The organism is Acinetobacter nosocomialis (assembly GCF_041021905.1).
In the GTDB taxonomy this organism is placed as follows: Bacteria; Pseudomonadota; Gammaproteobacteria; order Pseudomonadales; family Moraxellaceae; genus Acinetobacter; species Acinetobacter nosocomialis.
Window position 1 is genome coordinate 1,048,429 of the sequence record NZ_CP157432.1, and the last position, 25,628, is coordinate 1,074,056.

A 25,628-nucleotide genomic window follows, 5' to 3' on the forward strand; every position below is an offset into this window, starting at 1 on the left:
ACTTATTGCTAGGTGACTAGCTCAAAAATTGATGAAAGGATATAGGATGAAAACGGTTCAACTCGATCAACTCAAACAACAATTCCCACTCATTCAAACATTACAAGATTACCAAGAAACATTTTGGTTTAATCCGAACCGTTATCCTTTAAAAGAAGCTCTCATGAAAGTAGGACTGACAGAGCAAGATGTAAAAGATGCCGAAGCAAGGCTAGAACGTTTTGCACCTTACTTAGCAAAAGTATTTCCAGAAACTCAAGCACTACATGGAAAAATTGAATCAGAACTAGTTGAAATTGCAGATATGCAACAAGCCTTATCTGTAGAAAAACAACAGAAGCTTACTGGAAAGCTTTGGCTTAAAAAAGATAGTCATTTACCTATTTCGGGTTCAATCAAGGCACGTGGTGGAATTTATGAAGTCTTGGCTCATGCTGAAAAGTTAGCAATTGAGGCAGGGTTTCTCAAGTTAGATGATGATTATAGTCAACTTGACCAAGATGCATTTCGAGCATTTTTTTCCAAATATCAAATTGCAGTAGGTTCTACAGGTAATCTTGGTTTATCAATCGGTATTATGAGCGCGAAGCTCGGTTTTAGAGTGACCGTGCATATGTCTGCCGATGCAAGACAGTGGAAGAAAGATAAACTGCGTTCATTAGGTGTCAATGTTGTGGAATACGCCAGTGATTATGGTGTCGCTGTAGAGCAGGGACGTAAAGCAGCAGAACAAGATCCAAATTGTTTTTTTATTGATGATGAGAATTCGACGACTTTATTTTTAGGTTATGCAGTAGCAGGAATACGCTTAAAACAACAGTGTGAGCAAAAACAGATTAAAGTCGATGCAGAACACCCATTATTTGTTTATTTGCCATGTGGTGTCGGTGGTGGCCCTGGTGGAGTGAGTTTTGGGTTAAAACTCGCTTTTGGTGAGCATGTACATTGTATATTTGCAGAACCGACTCACTCTCCATGTATGTTACTAGGTGTTTATACAGGGTTGCATGATCAGATTTCAGTAAACGATATTGGTTTAGATAACATTACTGCTGCAGATGGATTGGCTGTTGGCCGTGCTTCTGGTTTTGTCGGCCGTGCTATGCAGCAGTTAATTGACGGTTACTACACCATTCATGATGAGTGTTTATATGAGCTGATTGCGCTTTTAAATCAAACTGAGAATATCCAAGTTGAGCCCTCGGCAGCGGCAGGCATGATGGGGCCATATTATGTGCAAACTACTCGTGATTATTTGGCCTTGCATCAATTGTCAGCTGAAAAGTTACAGCATGCGACACATGTGGTATGGGCGACTGGTGGTGGTATGGTTCCACCTGATGAAATGCAAAAGTATTTAACACATAGTCAAAACAAATAATTGCACAAAAAAAGCCCAATTTTAGAATTGGGCTTTTAACCTCATTATTTTTTAGAAAATTTCTTAAATGGAAGCTTTTCGGCCGCAAAACCATAGATTGCAGCAAAAGGAAGGGCTGTACGGGCTAAATAAGCCACACGCCATAGACCGCCATGGTTGGCACCTTCCATCATCAACTCTAGAGGATGGTCAAGCACAGTTTCAGGATTTGCGACAGAAGATTCATTTCTTAAGTCATGGATCCAGAGTGCCGCCATAATGGCATTTGTGGTTTCTGGACTAAACGCTTCTACATCAAAAAGTTCCGCACCGTTAAAAGCGGCCTTAAGGAGTGGATTTTTTGTGACCGAATGAGTTGTCGTAGATGGAGCAATATTAATACTCACGCGTTGGCCTTGATGACGGGCAAGTGTTGCTCGCCATTGTTGAATACGTTTAGCTAATGCGTAGTTTGGCCCTTGTTCAACTACCAAGCAGTCTGCAATACCATAAGTTTTGCCATTTTCGCTGGTAATCAAGTCTTGATAAGGTGCTTGGAAAAAACGTTTGAGCGATAGTGTAGAGATACCTTTTGCAGCCATTTTTTGTAGTTGTGAACGAGATTTAAATTTCTCTTGAGCTGCCTCTGCAACTTCTTTAGGTACTGCGTAAACATCGGTTGGAGTACACATAAACATTAAGCTTGTATCAGGTTTATGTTCACTCACATATTGCATAATACTGTCCATGGCCATTGAGACGCGGACATGTTTTTCACCATCTAGATAAGCAATAGCAGCTAAATCTAATTTTTGAGGAAATTGAACTAACCACTGTGCAATTTCTGGTAGTTGAGTCAGTAAATTGGCACCTAATTTATCTCTTAATTCAGAAGCTTTTGCTGTTGAGTCAACTGATTCAATTGTAGGTGCAATCAGCGTTGCGTTTCCTTGCTGAATTGTATTTAAAATTTTCCCCCAAACTCGTGGGTTCGGTAAATCAATTGCAACAATATTCGCTTTCCACTTTGCTAGCCAAGGTAAAGGACCAGCTTCTGAAGCCGCACCAAACAGAACCATGGTTCGATCAGATAAATCAAACCATTCTGGATGAGCGGCAGCTTCACGTAAAGCCTTGGCATGGCTTGGTTCAATAATACCTGCATTTTCCCATTTTTGAATTTGATCAAGTAAGCTTTGCCCGCTAAGTTTTTGGCCTTTATATGGAACATACCATTCTGGTGCAGCTTCACTTTCACCTTTAAATTTAACTGTATTTAAAGGCTTAGTGGTAGGGATGTGCAGAGCATCTTTTAAAAGATAGTGTTTACCATCGCGGAAATAGTCAAAAAGATGATGAGCCTTATGTAAGCCCTGTTTGGCGATAGTAATCGGGTTATTGCTATTAGAAAGCCCATGTTGAACAAGTGATTTAAAGTATCTTGGATAGTTTTTCCGCCAGTTTTTTTCAGTCAAAATCTGTTGAGCAGTTTTATTATCTACAATAGATAAAGCTTCTGACAAAATCTCTTGGCCTGTGCGAGAAGTACTTTGTTTTTTTGTTGAAGCGTGTATCGGAAATTGTAGACCTTCGTCTGGACTCTGGCTGGACATAAAATATCTCACTTGGACGGTAGTATTAATATACAGGTGTATACATTATCTATGCCAATTAAAAGAAACGAGTGGCAATAACTGACAAAATGAAAATTAAATTATTTTTGTGATGAAGGTAGTTTGAGTGAATTTTTATGATAATTTGATCTCATTTTAACTTCATTTTTTTTCACATTTCTAGAACATTTTTATAGACTTACGTTACATAAATGATTATTTTGTATAGAGCGAATTCATCAGATCTAAGCTGAAGATAAAATGTTCAAAATGTATCAATAAAAAAGATACGATGATGAGTAAAAAACTAGACTTTTTTATTAAACGATAAGAAAAGTCAAACGGAATAAGAAAGAATTGGGGTGAAACTAGATGGAAGACAACGTAAGATTGTCTTTTAAAAATCTTGGGGATATGGTGATTTTTTTACACCATAATTTTCTAGTTTCGCCCCATCTAATTTTGGGTGAAGCCCTATACATAAGCTGTAAATCATCTTTCTAAATAGTCAGATTAATTTGCTTATAGTCTATCTAAACTTTTAACAACGACCTTTCTTGGCCTGACCTGGTGGACAAAAATCTCCTGGATGATTGTGATAAGGCGAATCCGGATCAACTACTACACTGCCAGCAGGGGTATAAACTGCACAAGCCGATAGTGATAGTGTGAAAATTGCTGCTGCACAAACTAGAAATTTTTTCATCATATTGTTCTCTCTTTTTATCATTCTCCCTTTTACTATTTACTATAGAAATTATTAGATTGTTTTTCGATCTATTTTTGGTTAAGAAATATCAACACTCTAAACTAGTTTTTTTAGCGATTAAGGCGTACGTAAAATTGTACGAAAACCTACATGAGTAGCGGCTAAATCAAAATCTTGTGGGTAGCGACTACTATTACGGTAACGTGAACAGTAATTTTCAGCACACAAAAATGAGCCCCCTTTAATCACATATTGAGTGCTGCTCATTTCTTTTTGTCTTAAATCAGAATAATTACCCATATGTTGATCATGCGCACCTTGATAGGGAGAGGATGTCCATTCCCAAACATTTCCAATCATATCGAATAGCTTAAAGCCGTTGGATTTAAAACAGCCGACAGGAGCAACACCAGTAAAATGGTCGTGATTCAAATTTTCAAAAGGGAATGTGCCTTGCCAGTAATTTGCTTGTGGATGCTGATGTTCATCGGTAGGTGCTTGGTGTAAAGGTGTGTCAGTTTTTGAGTTTGCTTTAGCGGCGTATTCCCATTCTAATTCTGTTGGTAAATCACGTCCTAGCCAAACTGCATAATGTTCAGCATCATTTTTCGTTACGTATCTTACAGGCTCATGAGGATGAGGGAGAGCTCCATTTTTGCCATTTGGAGTTTTCCATGTATATCCTGATTTGAGTTGCCACCATTGTTGGGGATGACGTGGATCTGGAGTAAAAACAGCAGCCTGTTTTTGTTTTTCAGCATCGGTAATATAACCAGTTGCCTTCACAAAACTTGCGAATTGAGCAACAGTGACTTCAGTTTGATCAATCCAGAAACCTTTAACTTCCCGTTGTTTTTTCCCAAAGTTAAGTTCATCTGGATAAGCTTTTTCAGAACCAAAATTAAATTGTCCATCTGGTATGAATACCATACCTGCGGTTTTATTTTTAAGCCAGTTTGTAGGAAGCCCTGTATAGCTTTTACACTGTTCGATAGAACCCAAAGCAGCCGATGAGGTGGCTTGCTTTGGTAAAACTGTTTTTGTGTCAGAGCTATGTTCAGACTTACTACAGCCTGTGATGAATAACAGGCTGATTGTAGTGCTTAGAACCAGTTTCAATTTCATTTGGCGTTATATTCCTGTACGCCATTTTGTTCGGTGTATTTTTGATAAACCGAGAGCAACTCTTGTACTTTTGCAGGGTAAAGCTGCGCAACATTATGATTTTCACCACGATCAGTAGCAATGTTATAGAGTTCCCAAGAACCTGATCCTAATTCAGGGCGTCCTTGAAGTGCAATTTTCCATTCGCCTTGTTTAGCATATTTACTACCGTGTAATTCATCGGCAAAGCTGAAATTAGCTGGACGGATAGTTTGTGATTTATTTTCAAGTACAGACTTCCAAGAGTAACCACTTGGTGTATTAATGGTTCGGCCTTTATATTGTCCTTGAGGTACCGGAATATGGGCATAATCTAATAATGTTGGAAAAACATCGAGTACAGATGCGAAGCTATGATTGGTTTCTTCAGCTTTTTTCTGATTTGGTAATTTCACAATAGCAGGAGCTGTAGTTGCACCTTCGCCAGCTGTATCTTTCCATAAATGAAAAGGTGCCGCGCTGACTTCAGCCCAACGTGGTCCAATATAGTGGTAAGAAGTAGGGGTGCCTACGTTTGCTACAGAGTTATCAAAACCAGATTCACTGCCATACCCACCACGAATGAAACCTTCTGCACCATTGTCAGAAACAAAGAAAATTAAAGTATTTTCATAAAGATTATTTTGTTTTAGGTATTGGATAATTCGGCCTACATTTGCATCAAGATTTTCTACCATACCTGCGTAGATTTCCATTTTACGGGCTTCAAGTGCTTTCTGCTCAGCTGTTAACTCCTCCCATTTTCCATATTTTTGTGGTGCATTTTGAGTGGCGATTGGTTCTGCTGCTTCAAAATTTGCTGGAATAATTCCAAGCTGTTTTTGACGTGCTATACGTGCTTTTCTAATGGCGTCATAACCGACATCGTAAACGCCACGATATTTTTCACGGTATTCTGCTGGAGCCTGTATAGGCCAGTGAGGTGCTGTATAGGCAGCATAAGCAAAGAATGGCTTACCGCTATTTTTACCTGACTCTAAATAGCTCAGCAATTTATCGGTAAAATAATTGGTCGAGAAAAAGTCATCAGGTAATGCTGAAATTGGAATAATTTGCCCATCTTCGGTATAGGTTGAATTTCGTTTAAACGCGCTTGGAGCTTGTTTAAAGTGATGGTCTAAACCTTGTAATAAGGTAAATGAATGATCAAAACCTTTGGCATGTGCATTGGTTTCAGGGGTTAGCCCCAAATGCCATTTACCACTAATATATGTCCGATAACCATTGTCTTTGAGCACCTGCGCAATTGATAAAGAGCGTTCATTTAAATAGCCTTCGTAACCTGGTTGGCCTTTTAAATGGTCTGGTGTAAGCTCTGCCATAGCACCTATGCCTGCTAGGTGATGATCAGTTCCTGAAATAAGCTGCGAGCGAGTAGGGGAACAAGTGGGTGCAGTATGATAATCCGTTAAAAGTCGACCTTCTTGCGCCAAACTATCAATATTAGGCGTATGAATTTCACCACCAAATGCTCCTAAATCTGAATAGCCTAAGTCATCGGCCATAATAAATAAAATATTGGGCTGCTTTGGAGTACTTACCGTGGTTTCTTGTGAATCATTATCGTTACAGCCAGCTAAAGATAAGCTAAATAATGCAATTGAAAGACTAGATAAAAGAGCTTTGTACTTCATTGTATCATCTGAATTATTAAAAGAATTGTGCTTGAGTTTAATCAGATGGTTTTTGCAATCAAAACAAGGAATTGATCAAAGAAAATCAGAAAAATATCTGAGAATTTATCGTGATAAATAAATGAGAAAAAAAGAAAAGCCCATATCGGGCTTTTCAAAAATATTAAGTTTAAAACGGTAAGCGGGTAAGCTGATCTAAGAAATGTGGAATCACTCGCGGTTCAATCAAAATTGTTACAATTACGCCGTAAGCTGCTCCCCATAAATGGGCACTATGATTAATATGTGTATTGCCACGTTTACCTGCCCAAATGCTATAAGCAACATAGAGAACTGCAAAAATAATAGCGGGTACTGGAATAAAAAATACAAAAATAAGTTTCCATGGCTGAAACAGGATATAGGCAAATAGAACAGCAGATACTGCCCCTGAAGCTCCAAGACTTGCCCAGTTTGCATCATTTTTATGTTGTAGATAGCTTGGTAAAATCGCAAAAATTAACCCGCCCAAATAGAACAAGACAAAGCCCATGTCGTAGAAATATTGGCGATAAAAACTTTCAATGATGCTACCAAAGAAAAACAGGGTAATCATATTAAAGAGTAAATGAGTACCATCTGCGTGAATAAAGCCATGTGTGATGAAGCGATCAAATTGTCCACGTTGCATCGCAGGCGGCCAAAAGATTAGGCGGTTCATAACGTTTTGATTGCTAAAAGCAAGTAAAGAGATAATGACCGTAATAATAATAAGGGTAATGGTATGGTTAAACGGCAAATGCAACATAAGAAATATTTAAAAAATGATCGATACTGAGGTCAATAATGCCATTAAAAATACAACTTGAAACCCCGTTGTGTATAAATCCGACAAATTTAGTTGATTTTTTTTAAATCCACCTCATCTTCGGTTAATATAAAGGCATCAGCTTGAGGAATATTGTTATGTCGACTGAGAACACCAACACTGCTGTTGCAGAAGAAATTCCGAACCTTTTGATTACACCATCTGCACAAGAGTATTTGCACGAATTATTGGCGAAGCAAAATACTCCGGGAATTGGCGTTCGAATTTTTGTTGAACATCCGGGTACACCACGTGCAGAGTGCTGTATGGCATATAGTGCACCAGAAGAAGTGGTGCCAACGGACTATAAACAGGACTATCCTGATTTCCCTGCATACATTGATGCGCCGTCTATTCCATATCTTTTAGACGCTGTTATTGACTACAACAAAGATCGTTTCGGTGGTCAGCTAACTTTCCGTGCACCAAACTCTAAAGTGCCGCGTGTAGGGCCAGATGCATCAATTGAAGAGCGTATTACTTATGTACTTCAAGCGGAAATTAATCCAGGTCTTGCAGGACACGGCGGTAACTGTAGCTTAGTTGAAGTGCAAGATGATCCTGAACATGGCTTAACTGCTGTATTGAAGTTCGGTGGTGGTTGCCAAGGTTGTTCTGCAATTGATGTAACCTTGAAACAAGGTGTAGAAACAACATTAAGAGAGCACATTCCTGAACTACAACGTGTAGTTGACCAAACAGACCATACGCAAGCAGAAGGTGCTTATTTCAAATAATTAAATTATTTGAAAAGTGAAATAAAAAAGCCTCGAAATGAGGTTTTTTTATTACTCAATATGAATAATGATAATTATTATCAATATCATTTGTAATTTTATTTATCTTTGTTACAATGCGAAACAGAAAATGAGAGATGTTTAATAAATCAATATATTGGGAATACTTATGTCGAAGCGTATTATCCAGTCAGTGCTTTCTGTTTCAGTACTGGCAAGTATGATGTCTATGGCTTTTGCCGCACAAAATGAGCAAGAACAAGCTGAACAAACATTAGAAAAGCCTGCTGAACCTGTGAAATTGGAAACAATTTTCGTAACAGCGGAAGAGCAAGTGAAGCAATCGCTTGGTGTATCGGTTATTACCAAAGAAGATTTAGAAAAACTACCAGTTCGTAATGATATTTCTGACTATGTACGTCGTATGCCAGGTGTCAACCTGACAGGCAATAGCGCAACAGGGCAGCGTGGTAATAATAGACAAATTGATATTCGTGGAATGGGGCCTGAAAACACACTTATTTTAGTGGACGGTAAACCAATTAACTCTCGTAACTCAGTCCGTTATGGCTGGAAAGGAGAGCGTGATACACGAGGCGACTCAAACTGGGTACCAGCAGAAGCAATCGAGTCGATCGAAGTTTTACGCGGACCAGCAGCTGCTCGATATGGCTCAGGTGCTGCTGGTGGTGTGGTTAACATCATTACTAAAAAAGTAACTAATGAAACTCATGGTTCAGTAGAGTTTTATACTTCACAGCCTGAAGACTCCAAAGAAGGTTCATCAAATCGTGTTGGTTTTAATGTAAGTGGGCCATTAATTAAAGACGTTTTGTCTTATCGTTTATATGGTAATTACAATAAAACGGAAGCTGACGATGTTGATATTAATAAATCTATTGGCAGTACAGCAGCTGGCCGTGAAGGTGTTAAAAATAAAGATATTTCAGGCCGTTTAGCTTGGCAGGCAACAGACCAACAAACTGTCTTGTTCGATGTTTCTTCTAGCAAACAAGGTAATATTTATTCTGGTGACTCTCAGTTAAATGCAAACGCAGAAGCAGATGCGATTCTTTCGCAGCTCATCGGTAAAGAAACCAATACCATGTATCGTGATAGCTATGCGGTAACGCACGAGGGCGATTGGTCTTGGGGTAAGAGTAAACTCGTTGCTCAATATGATAAAACGCATAACAAACGTCTACCCGAAGGCTTGGCGGGGAGTGTAGAAGGAAAAATTAATAACCTTGATGATAAAGCCACCTCACGTTTAGAAACTCTTCGCTTTAACGGTGAGGCTAATATTCCTTTCGAATACTATGTACCCCAAGTATTAACTGTAGGTACGGAATGGGTTGAAGACAGATTTAAAGATAATGTCTCGACAAATCAAGGTAAAGACAGCAGTGGTTCAGGTTATGGCGATCAATTGGCGAAAGGTGATCGTAGTAAAATGGAATCACGTATTGCTTCTGCATATATTGAAGATAACCTGAAAGTTACAGACAGCACAGATGTTGTATTAGGCTTACGTTTTGATGACCATAGTAAATCTGGTTCTAACTGGAGCCCAAGCTTAAATATTACCCAAAGACTTAACGATTATTTCACTTTAAAAGGTGGGGTAGCAAAAGCTTATAAAGCACCAAATATGTATCAAAATGCCGAAGGGTATTTATTAAGTACAAATGGTAATGGTTGTCCAGCCAATATTGAGTCACGTTGTTTGTTACAAGGTAATGGCGATTTAAAACCTGAAACATCGGTAAACAAAGAGCTCGGTATTCAGTTCCAAAAAGATATTGTGAATGCGAGCTTAACTTGGTTCCGTAATGACTATAAAGATAAAATTGTGGCTGGTACAAATGTTGTCGGAACAGTTGATGGTTCAAGTACCAATGCAAATACAGGAGCTGTGACGAATACGAAGTGGAATATTCTGCGTTGGGAAAATACGCCTAAAGCTCTAATTCAAGGTTTTGAGGGAAGCTTAGGATTAGACTTTGGTGATATCCGCTGGACTAACAACTTTACTTATATGATGGACTCGAAAGATAAACAAACAGGGAACCCATTATCTTTAGTACCAAACTATACGATTAACTCAATTTTTGATTATGACATTACGGATCAGTTAGATGTAAATTTTGTATTTACTCAATATGGTCGTCAAAAATCACGCCAGTTTGCAGAAAATAGACTTGAATCTGGTATAGGTTCAGGAGGTGCGAATTCTGCGCTTAAGCCAAGTACTGTAAAAAGCTATAGTATTGCTGGAATTAATGTCGGTTATAAATTTTCAGACAATATAAGTACACGCGTTGGTGTAAGTAATCTATTTGATAAACAAATTTTAAGAGACAGTAATTCTATTAGCCAAACTTATAATGAGCCAGGTCGAGCTTATTACGCTTCTTTAAAATATTCTTTCTAATCAATAAAAGTAACAAAGGCGCTTCAAGCGCCTTTGTTATTTAAAATATCTAAAGCTTTTTCAGAATAATAAAACTTCTCTAAATACACACGGGCACGGCGTCTTAAATGTCCTGTTGTAACGAGTTGTTGTAATACGGGTACAAGCAAGTCGGTGAGTTCATGCTTCACCAAACTTTCATCAATATTGAGGTCACGGAGTAGTAAGTCAAAACTACGTTCCTGATTACGGACATACCAAGTATAGATACCATCGTGGACTTGCTGTTTTAGATAATCGGTTTGACGAATGTGGTCCCAGATTTCATGCCCTAGACCTACAGTTTTTGTTAAATCTTGAACTTCTACATAATTTTTTAAAACAGCAAGTGGCATAGTTTTAACTTTGTGCCAAACATTTGCCTGAAAATGATAGAGCTTATCATTGTCAAAATGTTGGTTTAAAACGCGCTCACTCATTTGGCTAAGTTTTAAAATATTCTTTTGCAAATAATGGTTAATGGTATCGTCCAGATTAGAATCGGTCACTGTTTCTAATACTGATTTACCCATTTTCATGAAGCGTCCTACACCTGGCACGCGTTTTGACATTGATTCATCTAAATAATCATGCATTGTTTGTTGAATCAACTGAGTCAAAAGAGCTGAAAAAGCTGGATTATTTACAATTGTTTTAATCAGTTTTTTACGATGCTCTTCTTTACTTGCAACATACTGTGCAATGCGGTCAATCGTTAAAACAGGAATAACATCTTCAACTGTTGCCGTCTCATTTGCAGGATGAATCAGGGCGAAGCGTATATGCTCTGCAATTTGTTCGATCAGAAAATCAGAAGCGGGGGTATCTAAAATCTGCTTTTGAATGAGATGTTGAATCTGTTCAAAAGTCCAAAGGTGTTGTAATTGCCGACTCCCCAACCAATGGTAAAACTGTTCAAACTCTTGTTGAATCACCTGAGCCTGAACAAATTGCTCATCTAAAAAATCTAGATGAGCTTCAATAAGTTTTTCAATAATTGGTTGGGTAGACATAAGGTCTCACAAGTCCGGAGTTTTATTTAAGGTGTTGCCGTTTTTACTGACTGATTCGATTCTACTTTAAGTAAAAATGGTACGTATTGTTGAATGACCAGTTGTTCAGCTTCCAAAATCGGCATATGACCTACATTTTCTAAAATAACTGGCGGTTGTGCATTTTTTAAAAGTCGTTTGAGTTCACTCGCCACTTCTACATTAATAATCTTATCTTGTTTGCCCCATAAAATAAGTGTAGGCGCGTCGATCGTTTTGGTAAGTACAGCAAATGAATCTGGAGTATAGACTTTATTGAGTGCAATCAATTGATCAACTAGTTTTTGTGTTTGAGGTGCCTGATTAATCATCAATTTTTCTTGAGCTTGTAAGAACTCTTTAGGAATAAACGGAGGATTAAACATGGTTTGTTTTAACAAATAGTTAAAGTCACCTTTTTTAGAGACTAACAGTTGTTTTAGATAGGTAGGATCTTTGAGATAAATTGTGTTGGCAGAACGGAAAATACCACCGCTATCAACTAAAAATAGACTTTTAGTTTCAAATGGATATTGTCCCGCATAAAGTAGGGCAATTGAGCCGCCAAGTGAGTGCCCCGCAATATGAATAGGCCCCTTCAAATTTGCAGCTTCAACAAAGCGGCGTAATTTTTCAGCAAGGTTCGGAACCGAATAATCGAAGTCTTGCGTAACGATAGTTTCGCCACTACCTGGTAAGTCCGGAATAATCACGTGGTAATTCGTAGTTAAGTAATGCGCCATGCGATTCCAATTGTCGCGGCTGCCACCTAAACCATGAATAAGTAACAAGGTCGGTTTTGTGGTTGAACCACCTTCACTATATGACCAAGTAATATCACCTACTTTTAAATTTTTACTTTGCAGTCCGGCCCAGCTACGTTCTTGCTGTAATATTGTTTGAAAACTGACATCAATATTATCGGCTGCCTGCGTTTGAGAAATACTAGTTACTGACAACAAACTACAAGCTAGAGTCAATGCAGTAGCAGTTTTTTTCATAGAGGCTTTAATTGGAGCGGACAGCCTTATCATACATTTCATCCTTGAAGCTTAAACGAGTTTGAAAAATTATTGAAAAACTTTGCCAATGAGTCATTTGCCAAACGTTTGGAATGAAGAAAATTATAGTCAATCTATAAACTAAAGTATGTCTATTTTTTCACTAAACAGTAGGGAATTGTGCGGTTATCCTTCTTATAAAACTCATTAAAGCTTTAAAAATATTTTCTTAGAAAAGGATTCATTTTTTGTCAGTGACATTCAAATTTTGACACATTAAAATGATTTCTAACCTTGAAAAAACAATGGAAATATAAAATGCCTACTGCGCAAGAAGTTTTAGATCGTTTGAAAGCAGGTAATCAACGATTTGTAAATGGAAATACTTCCCTTGCAAAAACCTTATCGCATCATGAACGCGCTGAAATGGCAAAGGATCAAAATCCGTTTGCAATTGTATTAGGCTGTTCAGATTCTCGTGTACCAGCAGAAATGGTATTTGATCAAGGTCTTGGTGACTTATTCGTAATCCGTGTTGCTGGTAATGTTGTTGCGCCTTCACAAGTTGGTAGTGTTGAGTTTGCGGCAGAACGTTATGATTGTCCGGTTGTAGTTGTATTAGGACATAGTCATTGCGGTGCGATTCAAGCGACTATTGATACGTTGATGAACCCTGATCATCCGCCATCATCTAACTTAATGTCGATTGTGAACCGTGTTCGTCCATCAGTTGAAATTTTAATGCAAACTGATCTGAAAAATGATTTGAAAAAACTTTCATGTCATGCAGTACGTTCAAACGTTTTTGCTTCGGTCAATCAATTACGTCATGGTTCGGCTGTGTTAGAGAACCTGATTGCAAAAGGCGAGTTGATTGTTGTTGGTGCTGAGTATTCATTAGAAACTGGTGAAGTTACTTTTTTTGACTTCTAATCAGTCTATAAAGATTTAAAACTAAAAGGTGCCTATAGGGCACCTTTTATGTATGGATAAGCTAAATTAAGTAATTTTGACTGCGCTTGGGCATTTGGATGAATCAAGTCATTTTGCATTAGTTGTTTTTGTCCAGCGACGCCATCAAGGAAAAACGGTAGCAGTTTCACCTGATATTTTTGGCTTACAGTTTTATAATTGGTTTCAAATGCTTTGCTATAAGCTGTGCCATAATTAGGCGGAATCTTCATACCAAAAAGAATAACCTGCGCCTTTTGTTGTTGGCTTAAATGGACGAGCTGCGACAGATTTTGTTGAATTATTTGTGGTGGTTGACCTCGTAAACCATCATTCCCACCTAATTCAATAACTACGACTTCGGGTTTATACGTTTGTAAAAGCTTAGGTAATCTGGCCAAAGCGCCACTTGTGGTTTCACCACTCATACTTGCATTGACCACTTTATGTTGTTTGGGATACTGTTGGTCTAGACGTTTTTGTAGTAATTGTACCCAACCTTGTTTAGGGTCTATTCCGTAACCGGCACTAATACTATCTCCTAAAATTAAAATAGTTTTGGCCGAGACCAACATAGGCAACATGCTCAATGCGATGAGCAAGAGACTTTTAGAACCAGACAAATAAGATTTATACATTTGTGTTTCGACCCGAATACTAAATATATAGGACTGTCCCCATCATGCCACAACCTATCATTGCTGCCCATCAAGTTACACAAACTATTCATATTAACCAAAATCAATTTACGATTTTAAAAAATATCGATTTAGATATTTATGAAGGGGAGCAGGTAGCCATTACGGGACGTTCCGGTTCAGGAAAATCGACTTTACTTGGTATCTTAGCGACTTTAGACCAACCGTCTGAAGGCGAAGTATGGTTATGTGGTCAGCCTGTTCATGAGTTGACGGAGGAACAGCGCGCCCAGATCAGAATGCAGCATGTTGGCTTTGTATTTCAGTCTTTCCAACTTTTACCGCAGTTAAGTGCGCTTGAAAATGTGATGTTGCCGCTTCGGTTACGTAAAAATTTTGATTATAAAATTGCTGAGCAGAAGGCCTTAGACTGGTTGCATCGGGTAGGTTTAAGTCGTCAAGCGGAACAAACGCCTAAAGTCTTATCTGGTGGTGAGCAGCAACGTGTGGCAATTGCACGGGCACTTATTGCAGAACCACAAATTATTTTTGCAGATGAACCTACTGGAAACCTAGATGGTCAAACAGCCCAAGAAATTGAACGGCTACTTTTTGATTTAAATAAAGAGCTCGGTACGACGCTTATTTTGGTCACACATGATCGCAATTTGGCTGGACTTTGCCAGCGTCATGTTGAATTAAATGATGGTTGTTTAAAGACAGTACAGGGTGGTTAGACTATGCGTAATCTACTTAAGCCACTTTTGCTACAAAGCTTTCGCACTGGAGGGTTATATTTACTCATCATTGCGCTTTCACTTGCGATTAGTGCGACCACGGCTCTTAAGTTTAGTAATGACCAAGTTAAAAATGCGGTTAGCCTACAAGCCTCGCAAATGTTAGCAGCTGATTTGGTTCTGTCGAATAATGAACCTCTAGACACTAAATGGCAAAAAAAGGCGGAACAGATTGGCTTAAAGCAGACTCATGTGACTATGTTTAGTTCAATGGCACATACTCAAGATCAGTTTGTCATGGTCAATGTGAAAGCTATAGAACATGCGTTCCCATTAAGAGGAAAACTTGAGATTGAGCCTAGTGCACAGAGTATTCAACCTGGTCAAGTGTGGCTAAGTCAAAGAGCAGCTGATTTACTTAAAGTTAAACTTGGCGATACGGTATCTATTGCAGATGCCCAATTTCACTTTAGCGGCGTAATTGTGCGAGATTCAAATCAAGAACTCGGTTTTTCAGGTTTTTCGCCCACAGTTATTATTCATCAAGCAGATATTGCTAGAACCCATGCAATTCAAACAGGCAGTAGAATTGATTATCGACTGTTAATGTCTGGTCAGCCTGAACAGGTTCAGAACTTTAGTAAACTATTTAAGCAACAACATCAACCTGCAAACGATCAGGAAGAAACCATAGGGTTGCGTTTACGCGATGCTAGTGAATCAAATAGCAGATTATTACGTCCGTTAGAAAACCTAGATACCTTTTTGCAATTGGCCAATATTTTAACGATTTTATTGTGTGGTATCGCCATTGCTTTAACAAGCCAACGTTATGTTCAGCAAAACCAAGATCATATTGCTGTAATACGTTGCTTTGGTGCTAGCAAGTTTCAAATTTTATGGGCCTATATTGGGCTACTTTGCGTAGTCAGCGTAATTTCAATTGTGATTGGTAGTCTATTAGGAATAATGATGGGCTATGGTTTACTTGAGCTCATGTTACAACTGATTCCACAACTGGAATTAAGTTTTTCTGTGGTTGGATTTTTACTTGGTCCCTTACCAATTGCCATTTTTACCAGTGTAATTGTGCTACTTGGGTTTATTTTGCCAAGCATTTGGGAATTGTTAAATACGCCACCTATTCGAGTTATTCGCGAACAGGCAAAATCCCGAAAATCATTATTCTTTATGTTTTTTGCAGGCATCACCAGTCTTGTTATTTTTAGCTTAGTTTTAAGTGAAAACTTAATGCTCAGCATTATAGTTTTGGCTACCATTTTCGTTCTTTGTATTTTGCTATACACCGTTGTTTGGGGTGTGCTTCGTAGTTTAAAAAAGATGAAAACTCGTTTGTCTTTTTATATTCGTTCACCATCGCAAAGTGCCTTACAAATTACTGCTTTGGCTTTAGGGTTAAGTCTTATTACAGTGTTAAGCGTGCTCAGAACAGATTTACTAGAACGCTGGCAACAGCAGTTACCTGAGGGTACACCAAACCAGTTTGTATACGGGTTGCCTCCATTTGATTTAAAAGCTTTTGAGCAACAATTAAAACAAAATGGTTGGCAAAGCACACCGTTATATCCCAATGTTCGGGGGCGATTACTCGCAAAGAATGATATTCCTTTTTCTGAAGATGCGATCAAGCAAAATAATTCTTTAAGACGTGAATTAAATTTAACTCAGTCAAGTACATTGCCAAATGACAATGTCATTACAAAGGGGCAGGCCACTTTTAATGCTGTAGGGCAAGTTTCGGTCGAGGCAAAAACTGCTGAAAGTCTAGGTATCCAGCTTGGCGATAAGCTTACTTTTAGCCTGCCAGACGGTACTTTACAGGCTAAAGTTGTGAATTTTAGAAATGTTGAATGGGAAAGTTTTAGCCCAAACTTCTTCTTTATATTTTCACCTAAAACTTTAGATGAAAATGCTGGTAGTTACTTGGGCAGTTTTTATGTGCCAAAACAAGATCAACCTAAAATGATCCATATGATTCAGCAATTTTCAAATACGGTTTTTATTGATGTTGACCGTATTTTGGATGAAGTAAAGCGCTTAATGAATGTCTTGGTTAAAATTGTGACTGTGCTTGCAGCTTTAGTTGGCTTCTCTGGAATACTCGTTTTAATTGCTTGTTTAAATCTATTAATGGATGAACGCCGTCGGGAAGTGGCTTTGTTACGTTCATTTGGTTTGTCTAAAAATAAAATGAAGCAAATGCTCAGTTTAGAAATTGGATTTTTAGGGCTGTTAGCAGGCATTGTTGCCTGCTGTTTTGCCGAGGTAATTAGTGCAATTGCAAGTTATAAAATGAATATGGCTTTACAGTGGCATATTGAAATATGGTTAATTTTACCGCTTGCCATGATGTTACTTTGTGCTCTTATTGGTCGATATAGACTCGGTTATCTTTGTAATTTACCGCCACTACAAAGTTTAAGAGAGTTGAACCAGATTTAAGTTAGGGCAGTATTTCTGGATTCTGAATTAAAACTTCATGCCAAAGTGGAAGTAATGGTGAGTTAAGCTGATTACAGTAAATATAGAAACCGACAGTCATGAAAAGTCCTCCCACTAACCCTAAGAATTTTAGGAGGCTTTTAAATTGAGTGCGGTAGCTTAAATACCAAATGAGTGCGAGTAAGGCACCCATAATCATACCGCCGACATGTGCAGCATTATTAATACCTGTGGCAACCAGACCAAATATAAGGTTAATGGCCATAATCATTAATAATGCTTTTTTATCAAGTATGTAGACTTGATGTGGCAAGGGTGGAAATAAAGAAAGAACGGTTAACGCTGCACCTAATCCCATCACAGCGCCCGATGCACCTGCACTTACGTGAGGAAGTAAGCTTTGATCAAAATGTTGTAGTAATTCATGTCCATTTTGAATATTGATATAACTACTCAAAAGACTACCAAACAAACCTGCAAGTAAATATAGACCAATAAAATATAAGCGACCAAATAAAGCTTCAGCGACATTACCAAAAATATATAGGGCCCATATATTGAGCATAAGGTGAATAATACCAAAGTGAAAAAACATGCTGGTAAATAAACGTTCTGGCTGTCCAGAGAAAGTAAGTGGTGTAAAATCTGCTCCCCAGCGAAGTGCATCTTTTATAGCTGGGTCACTTATGTCCACCCCAGATACAATTTGCCAGATGAACAAACCTACATTGATCGAGATCAGTAGGGCGGTCAGCCACCAAGCTTGTACATTGAGTTTACGATTAATGTGCGGAGGCTGAGTTTGAGTCATGCTATGCTTTTGTTATATATGAACATGCTTTACAGCTTAACATGAAAAAAGTTGAATACAGGAGATCAAGACGAACATGAAAGCTTTTATTGTTCGCGTGTTGTTAATTTTTATTGGGGCAATTCTCCTTATTCAGCTTTGGATCTTTTCAAGTTTGGTTTGGTGGCGTACACATGAAGTTGATACCACCATGTTTATGCGAATTGATTATTGGTCAGATACATCTCGGCCGATTGTTCATGAATGGCTCGACTATGATGATATTAGCGACAATTTCAAACATGCGATTTTGGCAGGCGAAGATGCAAAATTTATTCATCATCATGGCTTTGACTGGGATGGTATCCGTTTTGCTCTAGAGCGTAATAATGAAGAAGGTGAAGTTGTCGCAGGTGGTTCTACCGTGTCTCAACAACTTGCAAAGAACTTGTTCTTATATAATCAGCGCTCATTTATTCGTAAAGGCCAAGAAACGATAGCAACGTGGATGATGGAGCGCATGTGGTCAAAACGCCGAATTCTTGAGGTGTATATGAACTCGGTTGAATTTGGTAAACATTTATATGGGGTTGAAGCAGCTGCTCAATATTATTATGGTAAAAGTGCTAAAAGCTTAACGCGCGAACAAGCAGCTTTTTTAGCAGCCTTATTGCCTGATCCGAAATATTATCAAGATCACCGCAATGATCGTAAACTACAATATCGAAAACGCGTAATTTTACGTTATATGAATAGCACCCCAATTCCTGAATAACACTGTCTTAAAGATGTGTTATTTTTTTAATTTTTATAAAATTGACATAATTTTGCAGCATACTGTTTTGCAGAGATTTTGGTTGGAAAGAGATAGATTTAGACATGAATACAGCGATTACAGCAACGACCCCAACAGAATATAGTTATAACGACCGTTATATTAATCGTGAGTTGTCTATTCTTGACTTTCATTTGCGTGTATTGGAACAGGCAGTCGACCCTTTACATCCTCTATTAGAGCGAATGAATTTCTTACTGATTTTTTCGCGTAATTTAGATGAGTTTTTTGAAATTCGTGTGGCGGGAGTCATGGAGCAATATGCTCTAGGTAATGAAAGTCGAAGTCCAGATGGCTTAACACCAAGACAAGTCTTACAAAAAATCTCTGAAACTGCTCACGCTGCAATTGAACGTCAATATCGTATTTTAAACGAAGAAATTTTACCTAAACTTCGTGAGGAAGATATTTGCTTCTTGCGTCGTGGGGAGTTAACACCAGCTCAATCGGCGTGGGTGAAAAAGTATTTTCAGGAACAGGTCGCACCTGTGTTGACACCAATTAGCTTAGATCCAGCCCATCCATTTCCACGCTTAGTCAATAAAAGCTTAAACTTTATTGTGACCTTAGAAGGTAAAGATGCGTTTGGCCGTCAAATTGATTTAGCTGTTGTACCAGCGCCGCGTTCATTGCCACGTGTTGTACGATTACCAGACGAACTAACGGGTGGCAAAGAGCATCATGTTATGCTGTCCGCAATTATTCATGAACACGTATCAGACTTGTTCCCTGGCATGACTGCAACTGGATGCTATCAATTCCGCGTAACTCGTAATGCGGATTTGGCGCTCAATGAAGACGTTGAAGATTTAGCTAAAGCTTTAAAAGGTGAATTAAGTTCACGACGATTTGGTCGTGCAGTTCGTTTGGAAGTAACTCACAACTGTCCACAACATATTTATGAATATTTGCTTGAAGAATTCGACTTAAACGAAGAACAACTATACAAAGTTGATGGCCCTGTAAACTTAGCCCGTCTGGTTTCAAACTTTAAACGTCCTCATTTACGTTACGACTCACACACGCCAGTCGTACCGAAAGTGTTTAAAAAGACCGAGAGTATTTTCTCGGCTATGCAAAAGCAGGATATTTTACTGCATCATCCTTTTGAATCATTTGCTCCTGTTATTCAGTTACTCCGTGAAGCAGCACGTGACCCACAGGTGCTCGCAATTAAACAAACGCTTTACCGCAGTGGAGCGGACTCTGAAATTGTTCAAGTCTTGGCCGAAGCTGCACGTAATGGAAAAGAAGTAACAGCAGTCATTGAATTACGTGCCCGTTTTGATGAGGAATCAAATATTGAAGTGGCAAATGTACTTCAAGAAGCAGGGGCGGTAGTTGTTTACGGTATTGTGGGTTATAAAACACATGCCAAAATGATTATGGTGGTACGCCGTGAAAACAATAAACTGGTACGTTATGTTCATTTAGGAACAGGTAACTACCATGCTATGAATGCCCGTATCTATACCGATTATGGTCTCATGACGACCGATAAAGACTTGTGTGAAGATGTACACCGCATTTTCCAAGAGCTGACTGGTATGGGCAAAATGGCAAAACTGAAAAAATTACTCCATGCTCCTTTTACTTTGCATGCTCAGCTCATCAATTTCATTGATGAAGAGATTGCCAATGCAAAGGCTGGTCGTAAAGCCCAAATTATTGTGAAAGTAAATGCATTAACTGAAGTTCAACTCATTAATAAATTATACGAAGCTTCTCAAGCTGGCGTGCAGGTAGATCTCATTATTCGTTCGATTTGTTGCTTACGTCCAGGTTTACCAAATTTATCGGAAAATATTCGTGTACGTTCAATTGTAGGACGTTTCCTTGAACATACACGTGTTTATTATTTTAGTAATAATGGTGATGCCCGCATTTATTGTTCAAGTGCTGACTGGATGGACCGTAACTTATTTAATCGTGTTGAAGCATGTTTCCCAATTGAAGATCCTGCGTTGAAAAAACGTATTTATCAGCAAGGTCTTCTTAATTATTTGCAAGATAACCAGCAAGCTTGGTTATTACAAGGGGATGGTACTTGGATACGTGCGCAGCCTGCTGAGGGTGAAAAATTACATAATGCTCAAAGAGAATTATTAGAAACATTTAAATAAAACTTAATATTAAAAAGCCGGCTTCGTGTCGGCTTTTTAATTATTTGAAATTCATAGTAATTTAATATGATTTCTTAAATGGTTGCAGGATATACGATAATAATTTGAAACACCGCAATATGTTTTAAAAATATGTGATTCTTTACATAAAACATTGAATTTTAAAAATATACAAATTACGTGAAATCTACTTTAATACGCGGCATTAAATATACTTAACTTTGGTAAGTGAATAATATGCAAGGCTTTATTAAAAGTTTATTTATTAGAATATTTTTAGGGGTAATGCCAGTGACTGCATATGCAGATCAAAAGTGCTATGGAGATATTATTGTTTTTCATAAATATGATGATCAAATGATATATCCCTACTTTATACAACCCTCTAAGGAAAAAAATAAGAAAAATGAATCACAAACCAAGGTAATAACGGTCCAGAAAAGAAAACCTACTCAAGATGAACTGGTAGCACAAAAGAAAGTTGAAGATACTCAATTAAAAAAAATAGATGAAAAGAAAAATCTTGAGAATAAAAAACAGCTTGATGCAGCAGTCGCTAAAGAAATTTTAGAAAATGGCGAAAAAAAATGGATGGTACAGGTAGCGTTGGCACCTAATCAAAATAAAGCAAATATGATCCAGTCACAATTGCAGGCGAAAGGATATAAGATTGTGACTAGCCCAACCACAAAAGGAATAAGGGTTATGGTAGACCCCGCTAATGATTTTGCGATTGCACAAATTATTCGAGAAAAAATAATTTCAGATGAGAGTTTAGATTTAAGATCGGCTTGGGTTTTTAAATGGGCTTCTTTAACAGCACAGTAAAAGAAAAAGGAGTCTGAAGACTCCTTTTTTTTATTCATATAAATTTGTTGTGATCTTCTGCATGATTTGCAGTAGTACGTCAAACTCGCTTTGCAATGGCGTACTTTTACGCGTAACGAGTGCTAGAGTACGACTTGGTGCATCTTCAATTGGTTTTGCAGTAATCTGATCATTAAACTTGATCATACTATTTTCAATTGCGATTTCTGGTAAAAGCGTAAAACCTAAATTAGAAGAAACCATTTCGACTAATGTTGGTAGTGAACTTGCTTTTAAACGGTTATCGTTTTTACGTTCACCAATTGGACAAGCACTTAATACATGGTCACGTAAACAGTGGCCTTCTTCAAGCAAAATAAGGCGTGACAAATCAAGGTCATCGAGAGAGTTTGCTTGAAGTGCATTTGTATCTTGCTTACTACAAACAAGATATAAATTTTCTTTTGAAATTTCAGCTACTTTTAGACTTCTTGTGTCAAAAGGTAGAGCAAGGACGATCATGTCCAAATTACCGTGTTCTAAGCGTTCTACAATTTTCTCACTTTGAGCTTCATGTAAATGCAACTGAATCTTCGGTAATTGTTGATGCACTTCATCAAGTAACCGTGTCAGGATAAAAGGTGCAATGGTTGGAATAACACCTAAATGAAGATCACCAGTTAATGGTTCACTCATTTCACGGCTTAAACGCATTAAATCCTGAGCATCTGCTAGCAATACACGGGCTCGAGCAACGACTTGTTCACCTAATGGCGTTAAACGCACATTTTGACGGTCACGCTCAACCAGAACGCCACCTAATAGCCTTTCTAGCTCCATGATACCGCCCGATAAAGTCGATTGGGTAACAAAAGAGCGTCGTGCTGCTTCAGTAAAATGCAAAGTTTCCGACAACGTAACTAAATATGATAGCTGTCTTAGTGAGGGTAATGCAGCCATAGTGTCCTAGTATGATGATTTAAAATGATGCGCAAATAAACCGCTAAGCTGTGGAATAAAATGGGCAGGGATATCATGCCCCATTCCATCAATTAATTCAAACTTAGCACCGGAAATTGCTTTTGCTACAGCCTTACCGTGGCTTGGTGGAAGTAAGCGGTCACGCGAGCCATGTAAGACTATAGTGGGTTGCTTAATTTCACGGTCCAGTTGCAGTAAGGAACCTGTACATAATATTGCTAAAAACTGTTGAAGTACACCAGCAGGATAATAGCTACGTTGATAAAGTTTTCGTGCAGTTTGTACAGCTTCAATATGGTTAATATAACCAGGAGAACCAATCAATTGGAATAATTTTAAGCTGTGGTTAACAATCCCTTCTTCATCACGTGATTCTGGCTTGCCAATTAAGCTTAAAAGTTGTTTAGGAAACGGTGGAGGTAAAAACGGTTGGTTGTTACTTGTAAACATTAAACCTAATTTTTCTACTTTTTCCGGATATTTTGCAGCAAGTATCTGAGCAATCATGCCGCCCATTGAGGCACCGATCACATGCGCTTTACTTATGCCTAAACGGTCGAGAAGCATCGATACATCATCTGCCATATCATAGAGCGTATAAGGTGCACCTTGATTACTTAACCCTAAAGCAAAGCGCCCCATCAATTTCATGGTATTTAAACGTTTACCCTGATGACGTACTTTCGAAGAAAGGCCAATATCACGGTTATCAAAACGAATAACACGAAAACCTTGATCAATGAGCGATTTACAGAAAAAGTCCGGCCAAAATAGCATTTGGGCACCTAGACCCATAATCAGCAAAATGGTGGGATGTTCTGCTTTTCCTCCTACTTCTACATGCAATTCAATACCATTGCCTAAGTTGACTTTAGTTTCTTGCATAAAAGGAGTGTAGGGTGAAATACTAAATTGTAAGGCGCTATTCATGTTATGCATTCCTTGAAGGGAATACTCTCGAGCGAGCATTCCCAATTTAAACCTTATGCTTGGGCAGGAATAAGATCTGGAACAAGCTTAGTTAACGTTAAACGTTGCTTGCCTGCTGTTGCACCTAACAATACGAAACCACGCAATGTTCCTTCATTGTCAATTGCTTTGGCAAGCATACCATCGTCGAATTCTTCAGTTTCCCAATTTACATCGACATCAACCGGAGCCGGTAAAACTGTAAGCGGTGCAGCCGGAGTTTTTACCGCAACTGGCATAGCGGGGTAATGTACATTTGTCTGTTGACCGCTTAATGTTTTTGCTAGAGCACGCGCTTGTTGCATAATTGGCATTACATAAGGAAGCAGGGTACCGTTCACTTCTGCACAGTCACCAATTGCATAAATATCGGCTTGATTGGTTTCAAGCAAGCTATTGGTAATTACACCACGGCTAGTTTGAATATTTGCGCTTTGAGCAAGAGAAATATTCGGTTGTAAGCCAATGGCTGAAAGCACAATATCAGCGACCAAAGTCTGACCATTTGCCAATGTAACCGCGTAATCTTCACCGTTATTGATTTTACTTACTTTTTCAACGGTTGTGCCTAATGCAAATTTAACCCCAGCTTCTTCAAGATTTTCTTGGAAAGCTGAAGCAATGTGTGAAGGTAATAAACGGCCTAACGGTTGAGGCGCTAAATCAATTACCGTTACATCATATTCGCTATGAAGTAAGTCATTGGCAAATTCACAACCAATCAAACCAGCACCCAAAATCACAACACGTTTATCTTTGCGCTGAGCTAGATTTTCACGGAAAGAACGATAATCAATAAGAGAGTTCACCACATGAATGTCATCACTGCCATCACCTGCAATTGCAAGACGAATCGGGTTAGCACCAACGGCTAAAATCAGTTTTGAATACGGCTGATTTGAAGTTACCCCATCTTTTTCCAGAACAAGCTCATGACGCTCAGCTAAAATTTCTTTTACCCATGTAAAAGGTTCAATACGCATATTGAGCTGCGCACTCATTTTTGCGGCATCACCTAAAGGAATCTGTTCTGGAGCCTTTTTACCTGCAAAAGCGTTAGATAACGTTGGTTTTGCATAGTTCACTGCATCATCCGCACAAATCATCACAAGTTCTTGCTCTGGGTTAAGCTTACGGAACTCACGTGCTAAGGTATAACCCGCCATGCCTGATCCGATAATGACGATTGGATGCATTTTTTTCTCCAGAATTAGAATTGTTCATTTAATACGGTGATTGGTGATATATAAAAAAGACCATGTAAATCATGGCCTTTTAATTTAAGACATTAGATCTCGATCATTTCAAAGTCAGCTTTTGAAACGCCACAATCAGGGCAAGTCCAATCATCAGGGATATCTTCCCATTTTGTTCCAGCTGCAATGCCGTCTTGTGGCCAACCTTCTGCTTCATCGTAAATCCATCCACAAACGATACATTGATATTTTTTCATGAGACTCTCCGCACTGATAAGTTTGCTCAAAGCTGCCTTTCAGTAAAACTATTCCATCTATTAATAATGTAACTACGATCCGTTCAATAATAACTAATGTAGCTTTGATCGGGTATCAAATTTTTACGCAGTTCTACATTTAAAGTAAAGCACATAAGGGAGTTTAATCATTCGTAAGCAAAGATGAATGGCATATCGAGACAAATAAGTGGTTATTTAGGCAAAACTTCCACTTAAACGCATAATAAATCATATGTTTTTATTCACTCACTAATGTAATAAGACCTTACGTGATATGAAGGGTTACAAAAAGAACAAAGCATTTATATAAAT

Annotated in this window: 22 protein-coding genes; 9 read left to right on the forward strand and 13 right to left on the reverse strand. The window is 38.3% G+C overall.

Translation table 11 applies throughout. The annotated features are described in order from the left end of the window. Positions 1-46 precede the first annotated feature (46 nt). Complete coding sequence (locus tag ABLC00_RS04960) at positions 47-1,381, forward strand: D-serine ammonia-lyase (RefSeq protein ID WP_006582066.1); 1,335 nt, start codon at positions 47-49, stop codon at positions 1,379-1,381. Between the two features lie 44 nt (positions 1,382-1,425). Here the strand turns inward: ABLC00_RS04960 and ABLC00_RS04965 are convergent, their stop codons facing one another. The 5 genes from ABLC00_RS04965 to ABLC00_RS04985 all read right to left on the reverse strand — a co-directional run bounded on the left by ABLC00_RS04965 (position 1,426) and on the right by ABLC00_RS04985 (position 7,267). After that, positions 1,426-2,973, reverse strand: coding sequence for a hypothetical protein (locus ABLC00_RS04965; RefSeq protein ID WP_004888242.1), 1,548 nt, complete (start codon positions 2,971-2,973; stop codon positions 1,426-1,428). 541 nt (positions 2,974-3,514) lie between these two features. Further along, positions 3,515-3,679, reverse strand: coding sequence for a hypothetical protein (locus tag ABLC00_RS04970; RefSeq protein ID WP_004710089.1), 165 nt, complete (start codon positions 3,677-3,679; stop codon positions 3,515-3,517). A 120-nt stretch (positions 3,680-3,799) separates the two neighbouring features. Next, complete coding sequence (locus ABLC00_RS04975; protein ID WP_004888241.1) at positions 3,800-4,807, reverse strand: formylglycine-generating enzyme family protein; 1,008 nt, start codon at positions 4,805-4,807, stop codon at positions 3,800-3,802. Beyond that, the gene (locus tag ABLC00_RS04980; protein WP_006581217.1) at positions 4,804-6,480 is read right to left on the reverse strand and encodes an arylsulfatase; all 1,677 of its coding nucleotides are present in this window, start codon (positions 6,478-6,480) and stop codon (positions 4,804-4,806) included. Before ABLC00_RS04980 ends, ABLC00_RS04975 begins: the two co-directional genes overlap by 4 nt. Before the next feature lie 169 nt (positions 6,481-6,649). Next, positions 6,650-7,267: a rhomboid family intramembrane serine protease gene (locus tag ABLC00_RS04985; RefSeq protein ID WP_004710083.1), complete on the reverse strand. Its 618-nt coding sequence runs from the start codon at positions 7,265-7,267 to the stop codon at positions 6,650-6,652. Positions 7,268-7,425: 158 nt separating this feature from the next. Here ABLC00_RS04985 and nfuA point away from each other — a divergent pair, with 158 nt between their 5' ends. Further along, positions 7,426-8,064: a Fe-S biogenesis protein NfuA gene (gene nfuA / locus ABLC00_RS04990; RefSeq protein WP_002054458.1), complete on the forward strand. Its 639-nt coding sequence runs from the start codon at positions 7,426-7,428 to the stop codon at positions 8,062-8,064. Positions 8,065-8,233: 169 nt separating this feature from the next. Continuing rightward, a complete protein-coding gene (locus tag ABLC00_RS04995; RefSeq protein WP_004888239.1) occupies positions 8,234-10,498 on the forward strand; it encodes a TonB-dependent siderophore receptor in 2,265 nt (754 codons plus the stop codon). Between the two features lie 23 nt (positions 10,499-10,521). Here the strand turns inward: ABLC00_RS04995 and ABLC00_RS05000 are convergent, their stop codons facing one another. After that, complete coding sequence (locus tag ABLC00_RS05000; RefSeq protein ID WP_004888238.1) at positions 10,522-11,529, reverse strand: hypothetical protein; 1,008 nt, start codon at positions 11,527-11,529, stop codon at positions 10,522-10,524. Positions 11,530-11,555: 26 nt separating this feature from the next. Then, positions 11,556-12,581, reverse strand: a complete 1,026-nt coding sequence (locus tag ABLC00_RS05005; RefSeq protein WP_348941157.1) for an alpha/beta hydrolase — start codon at positions 12,579-12,581, stop codon at positions 11,556-11,558. A 285-nt stretch (positions 12,582-12,866) separates the two neighbouring features. Between ABLC00_RS05005 and ABLC00_RS05010 the strand changes: the two genes are divergently transcribed. Further along, positions 12,867-13,481, forward strand: a complete 615-nt coding sequence (locus ABLC00_RS05010; protein ID WP_001141692.1) for a carbonic anhydrase — start codon at positions 12,867-12,869, stop codon at positions 13,479-13,481. A 32-nt stretch (positions 13,482-13,513) separates the two neighbouring features. On the opposite strand, the gene ABLC00_RS05015 is transcribed toward ABLC00_RS05010, so the two are convergent. Beyond that, positions 13,514-14,137: an arylesterase gene (locus ABLC00_RS05015; protein ID WP_006581004.1), complete on the reverse strand. Its 624-nt coding sequence runs from the start codon at positions 14,135-14,137 to the stop codon at positions 13,514-13,516. Between the two features lie 44 nt (positions 14,138-14,181). Between ABLC00_RS05015 and ABLC00_RS05020 the strand changes: the two genes are divergently transcribed. Then, entirely contained in the window at positions 14,182-14,874 is a 693-nt protein-coding gene (locus ABLC00_RS05020; RefSeq protein ID WP_004888235.1) for an ABC transporter ATP-binding protein, read from the forward strand. 3 nt (positions 14,875-14,877) lie between these two features. Next, entirely contained in the window at positions 14,878-17,337 is a 2,460-nt protein-coding gene (locus ABLC00_RS05025; RefSeq protein ID WP_004888234.1) for an ABC transporter permease, read from the forward strand. 1 nt (position 17,338) lies between these two features. Here ABLC00_RS05025 and ABLC00_RS05030 read toward each other — a convergent pair whose 3' ends face one another. Next, positions 17,339-18,148, reverse strand: a complete 810-nt coding sequence (locus tag ABLC00_RS05030; protein ID WP_033846671.1) for a rhomboid family intramembrane serine protease — start codon at positions 18,146-18,148, stop codon at positions 17,339-17,341. 76 nt (positions 18,149-18,224) lie between these two features. On the opposite strand from ABLC00_RS05030, the gene mtgA reads away from it, so the two are divergent. The 3 genes from mtgA to ABLC00_RS05045 all read left to right on the forward strand — a co-directional run bounded on the left by mtgA (position 18,225) and on the right by ABLC00_RS05045 (position 21,913). After that, positions 18,225-18,902 carry a monofunctional biosynthetic peptidoglycan transglycosylase gene (gene mtgA / locus ABLC00_RS05035; RefSeq protein ID WP_004710069.1) on the forward strand — a complete coding sequence of 226 codons (678 nt, stop codon included), beginning with the start codon at positions 18,225-18,227 and terminating at the stop codon, positions 18,900-18,902. 104 nt (positions 18,903-19,006) lie between these two features. Then, positions 19,007-21,085, forward strand: a complete 2,079-nt coding sequence (gene ppk1, locus ABLC00_RS05040) for a polyphosphate kinase 1 (RefSeq protein WP_002054335.1) — start codon at positions 19,007-19,009, stop codon at positions 21,083-21,085. Between the two features lie 237 nt (positions 21,086-21,322). Continuing rightward, positions 21,323-21,913, forward strand: coding sequence for an SPOR domain-containing protein (locus ABLC00_RS05045; protein ID WP_004888230.1), 591 nt, complete (start codon positions 21,323-21,325; stop codon positions 21,911-21,913). Between the two features lie 30 nt (positions 21,914-21,943). On the opposite strand, the gene oxyR is transcribed toward ABLC00_RS05045, so the two are convergent. The 4 genes from oxyR to rubA all read right to left on the reverse strand — a co-directional run bounded on the left by oxyR (position 21,944) and on the right by rubA (position 25,295). Beyond that, a complete protein-coding gene (oxyR, locus tag ABLC00_RS05050; RefSeq protein ID WP_004888227.1) occupies positions 21,944-22,852 on the reverse strand; it encodes a LysR family transcriptional regulator OxyR in 909 nt (302 codons plus the stop codon). Between the two features lie 6 nt (positions 22,853-22,858). Next, positions 22,859-23,803, reverse strand: coding sequence for an esterase EstB (estB, locus tag ABLC00_RS05055; protein ID WP_002054414.1), 945 nt, complete (start codon positions 23,801-23,803; stop codon positions 22,859-22,861). 53 nt (positions 23,804-23,856) lie between these two features. Then, positions 23,857-25,038, reverse strand: coding sequence for a rubredoxin reductase RubB (gene rubB / locus ABLC00_RS05060; protein ID WP_004888226.1), 1,182 nt, complete (start codon positions 25,036-25,038; stop codon positions 23,857-23,859). Between the two features lie 92 nt (positions 25,039-25,130). Continuing rightward, positions 25,131-25,295, reverse strand: a complete 165-nt coding sequence (gene rubA / locus ABLC00_RS05065) for a rubredoxin RubA (protein ID WP_000760495.1) — start codon at positions 25,293-25,295, stop codon at positions 25,131-25,133. Between the last annotated feature and the right edge of the window lie 333 nt (positions 25,296-25,628).

Coding starts and splice junctions, on each gene's coding strand:
- ABLC00_RS04960 (WP_006582066.1), top strand. CDS start 47: ATGAAAACGGTTCAACTCGATCAACTCAAACAACAATTCCCACTCATT.
- ABLC00_RS04965 (WP_004888242.1), bottom strand. CDS start 2,973: ATGTCCAGCCAGAGTCCAGACGAAGGTCTACAATTTCCGATACACGCT.
- ABLC00_RS04970 (WP_004710089.1), bottom strand. CDS start 3,679: ATGAAAAAATTTCTAGTTTGTGCAGCAGCAATTTTCACACTATCACTA.
- ABLC00_RS04975 (WP_004888241.1), bottom strand. CDS start 4,807: ATGAAATTGAAACTGGTTCTAAGCACTACAATCAGCCTGTTATTCATC.
- ABLC00_RS04980 (WP_006581217.1), bottom strand. CDS start 6,480: ATGAAGTACAAAGCTCTTTTATCTAGTCTTTCAATTGCATTATTTAGC.
- ABLC00_RS04985 (WP_004710083.1), bottom strand. CDS start 7,267: ATGTTGCATTTGCCGTTTAACCATACCATTACCCTTATTATTATTACG.
- nfuA (WP_002054458.1), top strand. CDS start 7,426: ATGTCGACTGAGAACACCAACACTGCTGTTGCAGAAGAAATTCCGAAC.
- ABLC00_RS04995 (WP_004888239.1), top strand. CDS start 8,234: ATGTCGAAGCGTATTATCCAGTCAGTGCTTTCTGTTTCAGTACTGGCA.
- ABLC00_RS05000 (WP_004888238.1), bottom strand. CDS start 11,529: ATGTCTACCCAACCAATTATTGAAAAACTTATTGAAGCTCATCTAGAT.
- ABLC00_RS05005 (WP_348941157.1), bottom strand. CDS start 12,581: ATGATAAGGCTGTCCGCTCCAATTAAAGCCTCTATGAAAAAAACTGCT.
- ABLC00_RS05010 (WP_001141692.1), top strand. CDS start 12,867: ATGCCTACTGCGCAAGAAGTTTTAGATCGTTTGAAAGCAGGTAATCAA.
- ABLC00_RS05015 (WP_006581004.1), bottom strand. CDS start 14,137: ATGTATAAATCTTATTTGTCTGGTTCTAAAAGTCTCTTGCTCATCGCA.
- ABLC00_RS05020 (WP_004888235.1), top strand. CDS start 14,182: ATGCCACAACCTATCATTGCTGCCCATCAAGTTACACAAACTATTCAT.
- ABLC00_RS05025 (WP_004888234.1), top strand. CDS start 14,878: ATGCGTAATCTACTTAAGCCACTTTTGCTACAAAGCTTTCGCACTGGA.
- ABLC00_RS05030 (WP_033846671.1), bottom strand. CDS start 18,148: ATGACTCAAACTCAGCCTCCGCACATTAATCGTAAACTCAATGTACAA.
- mtgA (WP_004710069.1), top strand. CDS start 18,225: ATGAAAGCTTTTATTGTTCGCGTGTTGTTAATTTTTATTGGGGCAATT.
- ppk1 (WP_002054335.1), top strand. CDS start 19,007: ATGAATACAGCGATTACAGCAACGACCCCAACAGAATATAGTTATAAC.
- ABLC00_RS05045 (WP_004888230.1), top strand. CDS start 21,323: ATGCAAGGCTTTATTAAAAGTTTATTTATTAGAATATTTTTAGGGGTA.
- oxyR (WP_004888227.1), bottom strand. CDS start 22,852: ATGGCTGCATTACCCTCACTAAGACAGCTATCATATTTAGTTACGTTG.
- estB (WP_002054414.1), bottom strand. CDS start 23,803: ATGAATAGCGCCTTACAATTTAGTATTTCACCCTACACTCCTTTTATG.
- rubB (WP_004888226.1), bottom strand. CDS start 25,038: ATGCATCCAATCGTCATTATCGGATCAGGCATGGCGGGTTATACCTTA.
- rubA (WP_000760495.1), bottom strand. CDS start 25,295: ATGAAAAAATATCAATGTATCGTTTGTGGATGGATTTACGATGAAGCA.